Below are 14,971 nucleotides of genomic sequence, written 5' to 3' on the forward strand. Positions count from 1 at the left end.
TGCATTTTTTAGTTTAATTTTCTTGTATTGTGCAATGGGATTATCCTTTTTATAACGATGAATCCCCTTTTATGCAGCCTATATCAATAGGTGAACTATTATCGAAAATTTCCTGTCAATATTGCTTTTATGGTATGATAGATTGCAGTGAAAAAGGAATTACAGAAAGGTTTGAACACTATATGAGGCATGTAACGATTATGGGCGTACCCTTTTTACATATTAGTCAGCAGGGGTTTGTAGATTTACTTGTTAATCGTATTGAACAGCAAGAAAAAACTTTCGTTGTGACAGCCAATCCTGAAGTTGTCATGCAGGCAAATGAAAATCCTACTGTGAAGGGATATTTAAATCAGGCAACCTACATTTGTGCGGATGGCATCGGTGTGGTTAAGGCTGCTCAAATCCTTGGAGATTCACTTCCAGAGCGTGTGACAGGCTATGATACCATGGTGAAACTGTTGGAGGTTGGTCAACAAAAGCGCTTTAAAATTTATTTATTGGGCGCACAAAAAGAAACAATTGAAAAGACCATTGCCAATATTCATAAGAATTATCCAAATGTTGAAGTTGTCGGCTATCATGATGGCTTCTTTGATTGGAATAACAATCATATTGCCGACGATATCGCAGCATTACAACCTGATTTGGTGTTTGTTGCTTTAGGAGTACCGAGACAGGAAAAATGGATTACTGAAAATCTGGACAAGTTTTCAAAAGGAGTATTTATTGGTGTAGGTGGCTCCTTCGATGTCATCGCTGGCACCGTGAAGCGTGCACCAGTCATTTGGCAAAAGTTAAATCTTGAGTGGCTTTATCGATTACTACGCCAGCCAAGTCGTTTTATAAGAATGCTTGTTCTTCCACGTTTTGCTTTAAAGGTTTTCTCATTAAAGCTTAGAGGGCAGGGCACAGCAAAATGAGTCAATCAACATTTGTCAAAAGTACACTCGTCTTAACCATCGCGACATTACTTTCTAAGGTAATCGGAAGTATTTTCCGTATACCCCTTCAAAATATTGCTGGTGACGAAGTACTGGGTATTTTCAGTCTTGTCTATCCTGTCTATATGGTAGCTTTGTATTTATCTGTTGCGGGTATCCCTATTGCTATTTCTAAATTGATTGCGGAGGCCAACTCAAGTAAGGATACTGCCAAAATAAAGAAAATTTATGTGACCGCAAGAATCCTTGCCCTATCATTTGGCGTCATTAGTTTTACAATCATTTACGGTTTTTCAGCACAGATAGCGAATGCACTTGGTGGACCATCAACAGAAATTGCGTTAATTATTGTGGCACTGACATTACTTGTGGCCCCTTATATGGCCGTCTATCGTGGCTTTTTCCAAGGCTTTGGAGATATGCGACCTACTGCTATCTCTCAAGTAATTGAACAGTTAGTTCGAGTTGCATTAATTCTAATTGTTGCGTACTTCCTAGTTGCGATGGATTATTCAAATGATATCGTAGCTGGTGGAATTATGGCTGGTTCTGTCCTTGGGGCACTTGGTTCACTTGTTTATTTACTCTATAAATATTTCCGTTCTTCGGTAAAAGTAACGAGCAAGGATAAATATTCTAGCAAGGATTTCTCCACATATAGTAAGACTATTTTAAAGATCTCCATTCCAATTGCAATTGGTTCTGTTACAATGGCTCTTTTTAACTTTGTGGATTCATTTACAGTCACATATGGCTTGAGAAATGCAGGAGCTGACGCAAGTGAAATTAGCTTCCTTTACGGAATATATGGTCGCGGGCTGACATTAGTTCAAATTACGACTGTATTTGCGTCTTCGATTATTTTACCGCTTGTGCCACTCATTACTACTAAGATTGCAGAACGTAAAATGGATGAAACACGCAGCATTATTGAACGAACACATCGTATGACTCATCTAATATCATGGCCGGCTGCTATTGGACTGCTAGCCTTAACCTTGCCTTTAAATCTGGCTCTTTTCAAGGACTTAGAGGGAAGCTTAATGTTAGCGATGATTAACCTTAGCTCGGTCTTTACATCTCTGACTCTTCTCGGAACTGGTGTTTTACAGGGAATGAATGCTGCTAAAACAGGCGCTCTTATTATTTTAAGTGGCGTTGTTCTGAAGGTGTTTGCGAACATCTTCTTCATTCAAGCATTTGGTCTAGATGGTGCTGCCTATGCAACTTTATTGGTGTACTTTGTGTTATTTATTGTGAATACTGTCTTTATATATCGTATGATTCGCTTTACTGTTCTTGGAAAAGATACGGTGAAAATGATTGTGTCTTCGATCGTAATGGGAGCAGCCGTTGGTTTACCAACGCTTTGGCTTGATTTTACACATTGGTCTCGTATGTGGGCAATGGGCTATCTGACTATTGCCATCATCGTTGGAGGAGCTATATACTTCCTTTTACTTTGGGTAATGAAAGCTATTCATAAGCAAGATTTAAAGAAAATCCCTGTTATCGGAAAAAGATTTTCATAAATAAGAAAGGTAGGACACTTATGTCGAAACAGAAATGGCTTTGGGGAATTATTGTTCTTTTACTCGTCGTTTCCTCCACAGGTATTATGATGAGGTGGAATGCGGAGCAATCGAATGATTCTTATGAAATTGTGATTCCCTTTGATGAAATACAAACTGCAGATAAAAACAGTGATTTAACAATGGATGAAATCCTTTCCTCCTTAAAGGAAGCTGGGCTGACAACTGTTAGTCTAGAGCCTTTAACGTTAAAGGAAATGGAAAAACAAAATTTAATTACTGTTTATAAAGAAAACGACCTAGCAGCACAATTATTATTTACACCTTATAAAGATGCTGTTGATCGTTCAAAGAGTGGTTACTATATTCGAGTACCTGAAAATGCTGACTACCAAAAACTCATCAAAAATAGCGTAGAGCCTGAAGAAGTTCAAATAGGAGAAGAAGCTTTTTATTTCCTCCCTACTTCTAACCATAACTTTGACTTAAAAACACCAATTGGCTACGATCAACCTGCTATGGATGTCATTAGTAAGCATGGATTAGGCTATGTCTTTAAAGTGGAAAATGCCGATAATGAAGTGGCTAACGATAAATTGGTGAATCAATTACTAGCTTTAAAAGATGGTTCATCAGGTCGCTTGCTTGGGCAAGGCGATGAAGCGATTGGCTTTGGACAAGAAGACGGCCATCAATTAGTAGAAAAATTAAGTGATGCTGGCTATTACTTCTATACAATTGAAAGTAATCCATTGAAGGGCGAAAGTAAAATCGCCCAAAAGACCGATTACAAGATGATTCGCTTGCATAGTATTAACATCAACAGACAAACGAAATTAAAGTTAAATGAAAGTATTGACCGTACAACAAGAGCTGTAAAAGAGCGTAATATCCGCTCTATCTTCTACCATATTAAAACAACTGGAAATGCCAAGGAAAATGTGGAGCAAACAATTGACTACTTAAATGGAGTACATGATGCAATGCCAGATCATTTCCAACCTGGCGAGCCAAAGCTGTTTGATAAGGTAGCTGTACCAGCCTGGGTTACAGCGGCTGTATTATTAGCAGGTATTTTATTTACCTTTATCGTTTCAGAATTAGTCAAATGGATGCCTCTACGCTTTGCGGCAGCTGGATTTATGACAGTATTAGCTATTGCGTACTTTATCCTGAAAAGTACTCTATTCTTACAGGCATTTGCATTAATTATTGCCGTCCTTGCACCTACCTATGCCGTAATTAAATCGGCTCAAGGTTCTACGAAAATGTCTAAAATTCTTGTGCAATACTTGAAGGCAGTAGCGATTAGCCTTATCGGGATTGTTATTGTCATTGGCCTATTAAATGGCAATGCCTTTATGACAGGCTTTGCTACGTTCAAAGGCGTGAAGTTAGTTTATCTGATTCCAATTATGGGCGTCCTTCTATTTACATTAATTGAGATCAACCGACTAGCTGATCAAAATATTAAAAAATCTTTATCAAATACCGTAACATTGTTAAACAAAGAATTAAAATATTGGCATGTGCTTCTACTAATTGTCGTGGCGGGTATTGGTTTATTCTACATTAGCCGAACTGGTAACTCTGGCTCAGTTAGCGATTTAGAATTAGCGTTTAGACAATGGCTAGAAAATACCTTATATGTACGACCAAGAACGAAGGAATTCTTAATTGGTTTCCCATTCTTTGTTTTAGCATTATACGTAATGGGCATTAATCGCAAATGGGGTAGTATCTTACTCGTTCCAGGTGTGATCGGATTCTTATCAATCGTTAATACCTTTACACATTTACACATCCCAGTAGCTGTTTCTGTATTGCGTACCCTATACAGTGTGTCTCTTGGTTTTATTATAGGACTGGTCTTTATCCTAATTTTCAAAGTAGGTTATCGTTGGGTTTCTAAGGCAATCGCGAGGTGGTCATAATGCACATTGTTTTATCTGGCTATTATGGTTTCGATAATGTCGGCGATGATGCTATTCTGCTGTCCATTATTCAAGGTTTGAAGAAATGGCAACATGATATAGAAATCACTGTATTGTCGAATAACCCTTCTGCTACAGAGCAAACATATGGCGTGAAAGCCGTGAATCGTTGGAAAATGAAAGAAATCCACCAATTGCTTAAAACAGCTGATGGACTCATTAGTGGCGGCGGCAGTTTAATGCAGGATCAAACAGGCATGAAAACTATTCCTTACTATGCGGGCGTTATTCAAATTGCAAAATGGCTGAAAAAGCCAGTATTTGTTTACGCCCAAGGTATGGGCCCAATCAACCACACTCTTAGTAAATTTATCGTTCGTAAAACCTTTAACAAGGTCGATCAAATTACCATTAGAGATAAAGCTTCTCAAACTCTTTTAACAGAAATTGGTGTACGCAAAGAGGCTAAAATCGTGCCGGATCCTGTGATGGGGCTAAACGGTGGCGACTTTCATTGTGAATGGTTAGACCATGAATCTCTAACAGCCGAAAGCTATATATCAGTTAGTGTTCGTGACTGGCCATCTACAATAGCGTATAAAGAAAAAATTGCACATAGCCTAGACCAATTAGTGCGTCAGGGTGAGCAAATTGTTTTCTTACCCATGCATGGTGAGCATGATTTAAAAACTTCTCAGGAAGTGGCAGCACTCATGCAGGAAAAAAGCTTAATTGCTCCTTCCGATTTATCCATTGAGGAAAAAATCGCGGTTATTGGACAATCTCAATTATTAATTGGGATGCGATTACATTCCCTAATCTTTTCTGCCATTTATGCTACACCCTTTATCGCCATTTCGTATGATCCGAAAATTGATGCATTTGCTGATATTGTTGATCAACCGGTAATTGGGCATGTCGAGAAGGATGATTGGAACGGTGTCACATTGTTCGAACGAGCTATCGCCATTCTAGAATCGTATACGACCGTTCAAGAAAATATGCGTCAGGCTGTGCTGCCATTACAGCACGAAGCTACGGCAACAGCTAAATTAGCGATTGAGACTTTTTCTAAATAAACATTAAAAATGATGAATTTCAATATTAATTGAAATTCATCATTTTTTTCCGACTTCTAATAATTTTAAAACGGACTGTGCCTGCTGCATATGCATCGCCAAAACATATTGACTGGCCTGCATTAAAATCTGGGCTTTTACCATATTCATCATCTCTTTTGCAATATCAGCGTCTCGAATTCGCGACTCTGCTGCTTGTAAATTTTCTGCAGTGTTCACATTGGCATTATAGGCATGTTCCAAACGGTTTTGATAGGCACCAAGACGAGAACGTTCATTGGATACTCGTTTTAAAGCGTCTTCCATAGAAGAAATAGCCTTATCTGCCTCATCCCTCGTAGCAATCGAAACATCTTTCAAACCGAGTGCTTCTGAACCGACGCCATTGATCAACAGTTCAATGCTCTGCCCTGCATTGGCACCTGCCTGAATTTTAATCCCATTTGTTTCATAATCGCCATTCAGTAATGTTTTTGTATTAAATTCAGTATCGGTTGATATACGCTGAATTTCCTTCTTCAGCTCTTGGAACTCCAAATCCAGTTGTTTCCGATCCTCATCCGTTAATGTATCATTAGCTGCCTCCACTGCCAGTTCTCGCATACGCTGAATCATCGCATGTGTCTCATTTAATGCACCCTCTGCTGTCTGCACTAATGAGATGCCATCCTGAATATTCTTTGCCCCCATATTCAATCCGCGAATTTGAGCACGCATTTTTTCAGAAATGGCAAGACCCGCTGGATCATCTGCTGCACTATTAATTCGGTAACCTGTAGAAATACGTAGCATTGCTTTACTCATAGCACCATAATGTCGATTCATATTATTCAAAATAGACATACCCGTAGCCGACCAATTACCTAGCATTTACTCACCACCTTCTGTCACTTATATCGGTCTATCCTCCATTTTTTTAATATTTGGTTTAGGAATAGTTTCCAATATATCAGGATTTATTAACTATTTGTAGAAAAGTTATTTCTCCCCCTATACTTTTGACCTATCCGGGATAATAAAAGCACCCCTTTTTCTAGTAAGAAAAGTGGGTGCTTAATGGGCATACCATCTATTCAATTTTGAAACCTCCAAGTTGATGGTTCTTTTGCTGTAATAGATTAAAAAAGAGTAATTTATTGTTCTCTAATAATGCTTGATCGATTAAGTTATCTAGATTTTTATTTTCAATCTCTGCAATAAGTTGATCAATTTCGCCTACAGTCACAGTCGAAACAAGCGGAAGTTGTTGCTTCGGTGTTGCGCTTTCAAGTATAGGTGCCAGATGATCATGGACATTCGTAATAAGGAGTAGCTGATAAAGTGGTAATCGAATAAATCGATTGCCCTTTTGGAAAACAAACACCTCAGATAAATTTTCAATTTGCTGTGTCTTCATGTTGATAATCATCTCTTTACCTTCTATGGGAATGAAATGGAAAATCTCATTCTCTTTTAAAATAGAGAAATATTGATAAGCAAATACGAGACGTAATTTGTCTCCAGTAATCTTTGTATAAAACGGCTTCATGTATTGAACTTGCATCATCCTTCATCCCTCCCGATTATCTGATTATTCAGATTTTAACATAAATCAAAAGTCTTGTTAACTATCTTTGAATCAATTTCTTTCTTTCTGATCATTCAGCTTATCATTGCCGCATTTTAATCGTATAATGGAAGGACAGTCTTTTTTCCTTTACTACAATTAATCCATATTAAACATAGCCATATATGAAGAAAGGAGTGAGGTGATGGCATTGTCAATATCGCAATTGGCTAAAGAACATCAAGAATTCGTGTTAACTAAATTAAAAGAAGCTGAACATGATTTACATCCTTCCTCTACGGAAGATGAAGAACTAGTCCGTCGTGCTGTCTTTTCGGTTAGAAATAAGTCCATTATTTTTGACCGTTTTAATGGAGCCAGTTCTATATTATATGCAACTGTCCAGGATGTCAGACCCGCTTCTGTTGAAATTGATTTCGCCAAGGAAGAGCTACGCTGTAGCTGTCCTCAGCAAAAATGGTGTCGACATCAGGTAGGTACTTTACTTGCTCTCTACCAGTACTTTGATTCAGTTCAAAATTGGTCGAGTGCTTGGCGTGCTCAAAAATCTGTCCAGTTAAAATCATTAGCTGATGAACGTAGCCCACAAAGTTGGTCCATGATGGTTGAGGAAGTAATGAAACGATTATTGCCACCAGGTCGCGTTTTAGAAGGCTATGGCCTTTCTGCTATAAGGACTGATGCCTTGGAGCGTCTTCGTCGACATATGCCCTTTGAGCGTGAATGGCAACCTCTTTATAAACTGTATATGGAGTTAGCTATTTTCAATACAATTTGGCGACATTTAAATGAAACACCTGGTCATTCATTGGATTCACCTTATATGAAATACTTTATTGATCAAAGCAGTCAATCTTTTGAAACCATACTTACAGAGCTGACTAATCGGTCTCGACTTTTCGCGACTGACCCGTTTTATGATGCTCTTCAAGAGGAAGTACGGACGTTTTTATTAGAACGACATGGATTATTTCAAAATCGACTTCGCCTGTACATGCTACTTTGGGCGGTGCTTTTTTATGAAAAGCCTCGACGTGAGCAGGAATTAGATTATATAAATAATCTTGAAAACCCTTCAGCAGAAATATCCTTAGAATCATTAAGGTTATTATTTTATGTACTCTTACAAAAAGAGGACTTACTGCTTGAAAATTTGAAACATATTAAATTGCAACATATCCAAGATCTATTTGAACTCGCTACTTTTGCTCAACGTGCTGGCGAATCACATGCGATGGCTATTATTTTACGAGCAATACTGCCAATGACAGAGGCCTTTTTACAGGAAGTCGTACCAGTTGTACAACGGGCTCAGTATGTTCGTCAATTTCAGCTTTTATTTGATGAAATACAGCTTACCGAGGAAGAGGAAGCTATTCTATACAGCGCCTTTGGAGTTTACGGCCTTCAACCATTCTCTTCGTTCTTAATTAAAAAAGGACGTTATCGAGATTGGGCAGCTCTTCATCAATTAAATCCTTCTTCACTATCTTATTTAGAGATGTGTGGATTAAAGGATGTGTTACAAGTTGAACCAGCTACGGTTTTACCTTTATATCATGTATATGCAATGGCGGAAATTGCCCAAAAATCACGCATGAATTATAAACAGGCGGTGCGCATTTGGAAAAGTATGCGTAGTGCCGCAAAACGCGCTGGTAAAATGCCTTATTTTGAAACGTATATACAAACAATTCGTTCAGAATATAAGCGACTCCGTGCGTTACAGGAAGAAATCGAGAAAGGAAACTTAGTATGATGACAATAAATACCAATGCTCCTTCCCCTTTTTCTAAAACTCAACAGCTTCGTATTGATGTAGCTCGGGAAGGATATTTTACGTTGCGGGGCTATACTGCAAATGGTACAACAATCGACGTAGAAACATTCAAATCTTCATTGTTCTTTACGTATGAGGCAAATATCTACGGCTTACTAACCAACCAGGCTGATTTAACAATTGAGGTGTCCACTGCTGAGCTTCTTGATATTTTTTCAACAAGCTATCAACATCCCTTTATCAGCTGGGTTGGTGTAAATGAAGATAGTAAAGAATGGCTAGGTAAAGTATTGGCGTTACAAGATTATTGGCAGGAGCCCTCTCTTTGGTCACATGCTGTCATTGCAGAGGATTTTTCTTCACTATCCTTTCCTATAGATGATATAGATTCTGCATTATTAGAAATGGCGGTGCAGCAAAAGCTTTCACAAGTAGGCCTAATACTTTCTGATTTACCAAAGCTATTGCCCTTTTTCTTGCGAGGTGGCTGGCCATTAGATCAAGCTCGCCAAATTGGTGCCATTACAGTCTCTTTACGATTAAGTGAACCAGAAGAAGATTCAGATGTTTGGCTATTAGAAACGGTCCTTAGTACCCCTACTACAAAAAATTACTGGACACCTGCCATTCGTAAGCAGTCATTACTTATCGAAGATGCTCTACCTACAAAATGGCGAATGTTTGCAACTGAGATTGAGCAGCAACAACAACAAATAGTCGATCTACTATCTAAAGATGCGATCAGTAGCGAAACCTTTATTCGTATGACACTTGAAGACATGGAGGTACGATCTTTTTTACGTGAGGATCTTGCCAGATTACAGGCACTTGGCTTTGATGTGGTACTTCCTGCCTGGCTAAAGGATTTAAAACAATCCAAATTCCGTGTCCGTGTCACAACTAGTAATGCATCCACAAAAAAAGTCGCTGGATTAGATGATATTTTAACGTTCAAGTGGCAATTTTCGATGAATGGACAGATGATTTCACCTGAGCAATTTAAAAAGTTGGTGGAAGAAAAGCGTGAATTTATTCGAATAGGAACAGAATGGTTCCGTGTTGACGCTAACTGGATGCAAGAAATGCGTGCTCTAATGCAGCAGGCAGAAGATGAGAGCTGGACTGTCCGAGAATTATTATTCAGAGAATTGCCCGAAGATTTATCTGCACCTCTTGAAGAAGAGGATGCTGACGATGCGCTTAGGGATGATCCTATCTTTGCATTGGAGATACAACAATCGTTAAAGGCTTATATGGAACAACTCTTAGATAAAAAGGGTTTACCTACTGTGCCAATTCCAGAGTCATTACAAACAGAATTACGTCCTTATCAAATTGAAGGCTTTGAATGGCTAGTCTTTATGCGTCAGCAAGGTTTCGGTGCGTGCCTAGCCGATGATATGGGTCTTGGTAAAACGGTACAGATGATAGCCTATTTACTTCATATATATGAAGCAGTAGCTGATTATACAAAACCATCCATTATTATTTGCCCAACCTCAGTGCTTGGTAACTGGCAGAAGGAGCTTGCTCGATTCGCTCCTTCACTAATTGTCCATACTCATTACCAAACTAACCGTGCAAAAGATGATGATTTCAAAAAAATGATATCGATTGATAAGCCACATGTCATTTTATCAACCTATGGTACTGTGTCACAGGATACTGAATTTTTACAGGATATTGATTGGGCAACTGTTGTATTAGATGAAGCTCAAAATATTAAAAACATGCAGACCTTACAATCAAAAGCCATTCGTAAATTACTGGGTGATCATCACATTGCCCTGACTGGCACGCCTGTAGAAAACCGTCTATCTGAGCTTTGGGCTATCTTTGATTTTATTCATAAAGGCTATTTAGGCAGCTTTGGTCGCTTTAATGAAGAATTTATATTGCCCATTGAACGAGATGAATCTGAATCCCATAAACAAAAGCTACGTACGAAAATTCAACCGTTCTTATTACGTAGGACAAAACGTGATCCGCATTTGCAGCTGAACTTGCCAGATAAGCTAGAATCAAATGAGTATTGCCCATTAACAGCCGAGCAAGCTTCTCTTTATGAAGGTTATATTTTAGAGACGCTTGATCAGCTAGAAGAGTTAACAGGCTTTCAAAAAAAGGGACGCGTCTTAAAAATGCTCAGTAAATTAAAGCAACTATGTAATCATCCTGCCCTATATTTAAAGGAACCTTTCGAGGATGCCGAAACAATGCTTGCACGTTCGGCAAAGCTAGAGCGCATTGTGCAAATGGCGGCTGAAATTGTGGACAATGGCGAGCAATGTCTGATTTTTACACAGTATATTGGAATGGGACAATTGCTACAGCATTGCTTAAGTGAATTATACAATGTAGATGCACCTTTTTTAACCGGTGCCATGCCTAAGCAGCAACGAGACCGCTTAGTAGAGGCGTTTCAGGCAGGAGATTTCCCGATATTTATTCTCTCCTTAAAAGCAGGTGGAACAGGACTTAATTTAACAGCTGCTAATCATGTCTTACATGCAGATCGCTGGTGGAATCCCGCTGTCGAAAATCAAGCAACCGATCGTGCTTATCGCATAGGGCAAACACAATTTGTGCAAGTCCATAAATTTGTAACACTTGGCACAATTGAAGAAAAGATAGATAAAATGCTAGCGCAAAAATCAGCACTATCAGAAGAACTTATTCAATCAAGCCAGTGGTTGACTGAATTAGAGGATCAAGAACTTCGTGACCTCATTTCATTAGATATATATTAATGACAAGCGCCAAGGGCAAAAGTTCTTGGCGCTTTTCAGTGGAACCATGTTTACTTCTCTTCTCTTCCCTACTTACTTCATAAACATATTCAGTTGTGTTAAAAATTTCATTGCTGTGCGGTCTACAGCAACTCTTCAGTAAATGTTAGTCCACATCATTCCTTTCTGTTACAACGGTGCAAGAAGATTAAGGAGAATGGCGGATCAGACAATAATTTTTCCTGCGCCGTATGTAGCATGCTATGGTAATACAAAGTCTTTTAAGTCTTCCTGTTCATTCGGAGGAGGTGGCGTCACAATAGAAGCTTCGTCACTGTCCCTTTGTTTAAGCTGATAAAATCGAACATCTTCGACCACTACCTCTGTCATAAAAATTTTAGTGTTTTCTTCATTTACAAATGACCTTGTTTGAATACGGCCGTTTGCACCAATTAATGAGCCTTTCCCGCAATACTTGACAATATGTTCTGCAAGCCTTCCCCAAACTGTACAGAATATGAAATCTGTATCTACTTCCCCATGACTATTTTTGAAATTGCGATTAATGGCAAGTGAAAAATGAGTCTGCACACGATTTCCAGATAAGTAGCGTAATACCGGATCTTTCGTAAACCTTCCGACCAGTCCGACTTGATTCATTCATTCACCTCCTTTGCTTTGGATTGCTCTCATCTTACAAAACGACTCCAATATTAGCAAAATCAGAAAGTGATAATTTGCATCAATTCTTCAGCATAAAATAGGTAAATAACCTGTTTTATTTTTCTTTTATTTCTTATTTTTTCACCAGAATGCTTTAGGCAGTAATGGCAAATGCTATTTCATGAAATCAGTAATTTCGCATTTATTGAAATTAACGAGCAGGTGCGTATGACCAACAACCGTAGCCGTATGTGTTATACTAAAAGAATGACAGACTTAGGAGGAATATACATAATGAAAACATTTAAAATGCTTTCCTTTGACCTTGTCACAAAAGATGGCGTGCAACCATTCCCTTTAGTCGATGGCATTATTATTAATCAGGAAAATAGCCATCAGTCTTGGGTACTCGAATTGTTTATGGAAAAACAATATCGCTCAACCTTTGATGAGCTCTTAGCGAATGCTACTATTTTTAATGTACGTGCCGTTATTTCATTTCCCGATAATGAACCCGCTCCTTTCCAGGTAATCGTACATACTGTTCAAGAAATCGGTGACCATGTATCCGTACTTTTAAAAGGTACACTCAAGATAAAACGCTCTAAATATGCTGAACAATTGCTTTCTGAACTACTAGCTGAAGGTGTTTCTTTAGAACATTTACTGGAACGCTTTACAAAAGATATGAAACAGCGACCAAAATTAAAGAATGACTGACGATGCAAAATTTTTGCATCGTTTTTTATAAGAAACAATTGCAATATCTTGGAGATTTTTCTGTTAGATGAGGGCTTGTAGACACCAGTCTTTAGTGAGCAAGATCATGAATAGCGTAAAATATTATATTTCTATAGTTACTCCGCTTCCCTGACTCATAAAAAAAGAGTGTTTTCCATGTAGGAAACACTCTTTTGATATTATCGGTTGTTCATACCGTCACGATACTTCTCAGTGTCGTTGGCTTTTTCATCCACCATGTTGTCATTACGCTCAACACCGTTTACGCCATTCGCATTTGGTACGTTGTCATAGCCATTTGTGCCGTTAATATCAGCATTTGAACCAGGTGTTGTTGCTTCAGGTAATGTTGTATTTTCATTTACAGTACCTCGTTCAACACCATTTACATTTCGATCGTATGCATCGTCTCGTCTATTCGGATCTAATGCATCCTCGACACGATCAACACCATTACGAACATCAGTCTCTGCGTTTCTCACAGGATGATCTTCAACTGCTTTATTTCCCCAGTTACATCCTCCAAGGAATACAGTAGCAAGAATAATGGTTAAAAATGACATTTTCCACATAGCAAAAAACCTCCTTTCTTGGTACTATGTCATCAAATACATCATGTGTATTTGTGATCTAACATAGATTGCCCGAGAAAGGAGGGAACTATCCGATTTTTGATCAAACTATTTTTGTTTTTCTTTTAATAACTGTTCAATATATGCTGCTTCTGCTTTACAGTCATAGCTATAGTCTGTGCCTAGCTCTTTTTGCAATGCCTCGATTGTTTCAACTTGCTGTGCTGTTGGTTCTTCATTTAAAATTTTGGCAATGACCTCATCAATTTTTTGTGCCATCTCTTCATGAAACTCTGCACTCATCAATATTTCGGCTGGAATTTTTTCGATCCATGCTGCATTCTCTTGGAAATAAGTCTGCCAGCTTGCAATGAAGTCTTCCATAGAAAAGCGCTCTTCATCCCAACCAATACTTGCTAAGTATGTTTCAAAAGATGTTGAAATAGAACGAGTAATGCTAATTTTAATACCTGAAGACAATTCCTTATACATCTTAATAATCCTCCTACGTTTGTAAAACCTAAAAATTACATCTATTTCAATTCACAATCGCTTAATCGCCATCGCAATTTAAGAACCTACTAGTCTCAATTTTTTTGACTTGACTTTATCTATTTTATATCTTGTGGTCTATAAATGCAAATTATGCTTGCTTTGGCTGCTCAGGTCCAATTGCAAATAGAATATCGGCTTCACATACAAGTTCTCCATCTACAGTTGCTATTCCATGTCCTTTACCCATCGAACCACGAAGTTTTACAAACTCCACTTCCAATTTAAGTTGGTCTCCAGGTACTACTTGACGTTTGAAACGACAGTTATCAACACCCGTTAAAAATGCCAAACGTCCTTTAAATTCTTCTGCATTCAAAAGAGCTACTCCACCTACTTGTGCTAATGCCTCTACAATTAGCACACCTGGCATTACTGGATATCCTGGGAAGTGCCCATTAAAGAAATCCTCATTCATAGAAACATTCTTTAAGCCTACTGCACGTTTTCCTTCTTCTAATTCAATAATGCGATCTACAAATAAAAATGGATAGCGGTGTGGTAAAATTGCTTGAATTTGCTCTGCTGTTAACATGTCATATCCCCCTCAAAATAAAGTATGTATACACAAAGTAAGGTAAAGAATAAAATTATTCTTTACCATGCATAATATCAAATATATGTTGCCATGTTTCTCTTTTGAAAATATCCATAGCATTTCCTTCTCCAATAACACTAAAGCCAACCATTGCGCCTAATGTTGCGGCAGCAACAACTAAGATGAGAACAATTACAATGCGTAACCAAATCGGAATCAGTCGGATTTGCACCCATCGAACCTCGCGTTGCTCTCCATTTGAGCGGCGTTCTTTCTTTTCTGGTTGCGTATCGGTTTCTTGTGTCGGCACAGAACGTCGACGTGAATCGTTTGTCATAAA

The 14,971-nt window shown here is 38.3% G+C and carries 14 protein-coding genes; 7 read left to right on the forward strand and 7 right to left on the reverse strand.

Going from position 1 to position 14,971, the window contains the following annotated elements; all coding sequences use genetic code 11:
• Positions 1-182 precede the first annotated feature (182 nt).
• The 4 genes from C9J29_RS03325 to csaB are packed head-to-tail and all read left to right on the forward strand — an operon-like array spanning position 183 to position 5,489.
• The gene (locus tag C9J29_RS03325) at positions 183-923 is read left to right on the forward strand and encodes a WecB/TagA/CpsF family glycosyltransferase (protein WP_036127576.1); all 741 of its coding nucleotides are present in this window, start codon (positions 183-185) and stop codon (positions 921-923) included.
• Positions 920-2,476 carry a putative polysaccharide biosynthesis protein gene (locus tag C9J29_RS03330; RefSeq protein WP_008181376.1) on the forward strand — a complete coding sequence of 519 codons (1,557 nt, stop codon included), beginning with the start codon at positions 920-922 and terminating at the stop codon, positions 2,474-2,476. The genes C9J29_RS03325 and C9J29_RS03330 overlap by 4 nt, the downstream gene beginning before the upstream one ends.
• Positions 2,477-2,496: 20 nt before the next feature.
• Positions 2,497-4,410, forward strand: a complete 1,914-nt coding sequence (locus C9J29_RS03335) for a DUF5693 family protein (protein ID WP_107921613.1) — start codon at positions 2,497-2,499, stop codon at positions 4,408-4,410.
• Positions 4,410-5,489, forward strand: a complete 1,080-nt coding sequence (gene csaB / locus C9J29_RS03340; RefSeq protein WP_107921614.1) for a polysaccharide pyruvyl transferase CsaB — start codon at positions 4,410-4,412, stop codon at positions 5,487-5,489. The genes C9J29_RS03335 and csaB overlap by 1 nt, the downstream gene beginning before the upstream one ends.
• A gap of 39 nt (positions 5,490-5,528) precedes the next feature.
• Here csaB and C9J29_RS03345 read toward each other — a convergent pair whose 3' ends face one another.
• Both C9J29_RS03345 and C9J29_RS03350 read right to left on the reverse strand, forming a co-directional pair.
• On the reverse strand, positions 5,529-6,359 hold the full coding sequence (locus C9J29_RS03345) for a flagellin N-terminal helical domain-containing protein (RefSeq protein WP_008181370.1): 831 nt from the start codon (positions 6,357-6,359) through the stop codon (positions 5,529-5,531).
• Between the two features lie 199 nt (positions 6,360-6,558).
• Positions 6,559-7,035: a hypothetical protein gene (locus tag C9J29_RS03350; protein ID WP_008181368.1), complete on the reverse strand. Its 477-nt coding sequence runs from the start codon at positions 7,033-7,035 to the stop codon at positions 6,559-6,561.
• A gap of 205 nt (positions 7,036-7,240) precedes the next feature.
• Between C9J29_RS03350 and C9J29_RS03355 the strand changes: the two genes are divergently transcribed.
• Together C9J29_RS03355 and C9J29_RS03360 are read left to right on the forward strand one after the other, a co-directional pair.
• Entirely contained in the window at positions 7,241-8,815 is a 1,575-nt protein-coding gene (locus C9J29_RS03355) for a hypothetical protein (protein WP_107921615.1), read from the forward strand.
• A complete protein-coding gene (locus tag C9J29_RS03360) occupies positions 8,812-11,586 on the forward strand; it encodes a DEAD/DEAH box helicase (RefSeq protein ID WP_107921616.1) in 2,775 nt (924 codons plus the stop codon). Before C9J29_RS03355 ends, C9J29_RS03360 begins: the two co-directional genes overlap by 4 nt.
• A 240-nt stretch (positions 11,587-11,826) precedes the next feature.
• Here the strand turns inward: C9J29_RS03360 and C9J29_RS03365 are convergent, their stop codons facing one another.
• Positions 11,827-12,225, reverse strand: a complete 399-nt coding sequence (locus C9J29_RS03365; RefSeq protein WP_008181361.1) for a single-stranded DNA-binding protein — start codon at positions 12,223-12,225, stop codon at positions 11,827-11,829.
• A gap of 297 nt (positions 12,226-12,522) precedes the next feature.
• On the opposite strand from C9J29_RS03365, the gene C9J29_RS03370 reads away from it, so the two are divergent.
• Positions 12,523-12,948, forward strand: coding sequence for a YwpF family protein (locus C9J29_RS03370; RefSeq protein WP_025114753.1), 426 nt, complete (start codon positions 12,523-12,525; stop codon positions 12,946-12,948).
• Positions 12,949-13,148: 200 nt separating this feature from the next.
• Here the strand turns inward: C9J29_RS03370 and C9J29_RS03375 are convergent, their stop codons facing one another.
• The 4 genes from C9J29_RS03375 to C9J29_RS03390 all read right to left on the reverse strand — a co-directional run bounded on the left by C9J29_RS03375 (position 13,149) and on the right by C9J29_RS03390 (position 14,968).
• The gene (locus C9J29_RS03375; protein WP_089986955.1) at positions 13,149-13,541 is read right to left on the reverse strand and encodes a hypothetical protein; all 393 of its coding nucleotides are present in this window, start codon (positions 13,539-13,541) and stop codon (positions 13,149-13,151) included.
• Positions 13,542-13,649: 108 nt separating this feature from the next.
• Positions 13,650-14,033: a hypothetical protein gene (locus tag C9J29_RS03380; RefSeq protein ID WP_008181355.1), complete on the reverse strand. Its 384-nt coding sequence runs from the start codon at positions 14,031-14,033 to the stop codon at positions 13,650-13,652.
• Between the two features lie 151 nt (positions 14,034-14,184).
• Positions 14,185-14,628, reverse strand: coding sequence for a 3-hydroxyacyl-ACP dehydratase FabZ (gene fabZ, locus C9J29_RS03385; RefSeq protein ID WP_036123078.1), 444 nt, complete (start codon positions 14,626-14,628; stop codon positions 14,185-14,187).
• A 55-nt stretch (positions 14,629-14,683) separates the two neighbouring features.
• A complete protein-coding gene (locus tag C9J29_RS03390) occupies positions 14,684-14,968 on the reverse strand; it encodes a DNA-directed RNA polymerase subunit beta (RefSeq protein WP_025114757.1) in 285 nt (94 codons plus the stop codon).
• Positions 14,969-14,971: the final 3 nt, after the last annotated feature.

The organism is Lysinibacillus fusiformis, from assembly GCF_003049525.1.
Taxonomy (GTDB): Bacteria; Bacillota; Bacilli; order Bacillales_A; family Planococcaceae; genus Lysinibacillus; species Lysinibacillus fusiformis.